Annotated in this window: 1 protein-coding gene and 2 pseudogenes; 2 read left to right on the top strand and 1 reads right to left on the bottom strand. The window is 59.6% G+C overall.

Features of this window, described 5'->3' with window-relative positions; genetic code table 11:
* Both AB6804_RS31770 and AB6804_RS31775 read left to right on the top strand, forming a co-directional pair.
* Positions 1–207: pseudogene (locus AB6804_RS31770) on the top strand (hypothetical protein); the annotation flags it as partial.
* Positions 204–1,193: a tyrosine-type recombinase/integrase gene (locus AB6804_RS31775; RefSeq protein ID WP_370889822.1), complete on the top strand. Its 990-nt coding sequence runs from the start codon at positions 204–206 to the stop codon at positions 1,191–1,193. The pseudogene AB6804_RS31770 and the gene AB6804_RS31775, both read left to right, overlap by 4 nt.
* Positions 1,194–1,274: 81 nt before the next feature.
* Here the strand turns inward: AB6804_RS31775 and AB6804_RS31780 are convergent.
* Positions 1,275–1,556 (bottom strand): annotated as a pseudogene (locus tag AB6804_RS31780) (transposase); the annotation flags it as partial.

Genomic DNA, 1,556 nt, shown 5'->3' on the forward strand with positions numbered 1-1,556 from the left:
ACTATGAGCAACTCGCTGGAGTGCCGATGGCTGCTTAACTCCAGCAAAACGGTCTCCGAGGTTCCCGGTGCGCTTCATCTCACGCTGCTTTCAACCTATCTTGGCCATGTCAATCCAGCGACGAGTTACTGGTATCTGTCAGCAGCTCCAGAACTGCTCATTAAGGCGGCCGAGCGTCTGGAGCGTCCGCCGGGAGAACAAGCATGAGCGCACTGGCCATCACCCTGCAAGCGTTCTTCTCAGACCGACTCCTGCGGGAGCGTCACGCGAGCCCGTGTACGATTTCGGCATATCGCGATACATGGCGATTGTTGCTTCGCTTCGCCGCGACGCGAACAAGCAAATCGCCATCGGCACTCGACTTTGCTGACCTTGACGTCTCGCTGGTCTGTGCCTTCCTGGACCATCTAGAACAAGATCGGAATAACAGCGTGCGTACTCGTAACGCCCGGCTCGCCGCCATCCATTCGCTGTTCCGCTACGCGGCATTACGGCACCCTGAATTCGCAGCCACCATTGCTCGCGTGCTGGCGATACTACCGAAGCGTTTCGAGCGCACGATCGTTACCTTTCTCACCGAGCCGGAAGTGCAAGCGCTCCTTGCTGCGCCAGATCGAACGTCGTGGTCAGGGCGACGCGACTATGCGTTGCTACTGGTCGCAGTGCAAACCGGATTGCGGATCTCCGAGTTGATCGGTCTGCGGCAAAGCGACGTTCACCTCGGCGCTGGTGCGCATCTCGCCTGTCACGGCAAGGGTCGAAAGGATCGCATCACGCCATTGACAGTCCCTGTCGTCAACGTGCTGCGCACGTGGCTCGCCGAGTGTAACGTCAATCCGCCCGCGCAGCTGTTTCCAACACGCACCGGCAAACCACTCAGCCGAGACGCGATCGAGCGCCGCATTGCACTCCATGCATCTACAGCATCTGTCGCCTGTCCGACTTTGACAACGAAGAAAGTAACTGCACATGTGTTGAGGCATACCTCTGCAATGAGGCTTCTGGAAGCGGGCGTCGATCCCACGGTGATCGCTCTATGGCTCGGCCATGAACATGTCGACACCACCACGATCTATCTACACGCGCATCTGGGAATCAAGGAGCAAGCTCTCGCCCGGGTTCGCATGCCTAACACCCAGCCCGGCCGGTATCGCCCCTCGCATACGCTTCTCGCCTTTCTGGAGTCGCTTTGATTATGCCGATACCTAAAGTGCGTTCGCCGCCAGCAGCCTGGTATTGCAGCCGGACTTCGGCATAATCCGGACATCGGCGTAATGGAACCAGCAGCGCTGGTGCTGTGTCTGGGGAAACACTTCTTCAAGCGCTGCCCACAGCCCCATCGCGCCATCGCCGACTGCGAGCAGCGGCGGCGCCTGCAGACCTCGTTTCTTCAGATCGAGCAGCAGCTCTTTCCAGGATTCCTTCGATTCGCGATAGCCGTCGCTGAGCGCCACTCGCTCCTTGCAGCCGTCCGGTTTCACGCCGATGATCACCAGCAGGCACTGCCCGTCCGAATCCTCCGCGCGGGCCTGCGTATGGATGCCGTCGGCCCACCA

Origin of the sequence: Caballeronia sp. RCC_10 (assembly GCF_041360715.1) — a bacterium.
In the GTDB taxonomy this organism is placed as follows: Bacteria; Pseudomonadota; Gammaproteobacteria; order Burkholderiales; family Burkholderiaceae; genus Caballeronia; species Caballeronia grimmiae.

Coding starts and splice junctions, on each gene's coding strand:
- AB6804_RS31775 (WP_370889822.1), top strand. CDS start 204: ATGAGCGCACTGGCCATCACCCTGCAAGCGTTCTTCTCAGACCGACTC.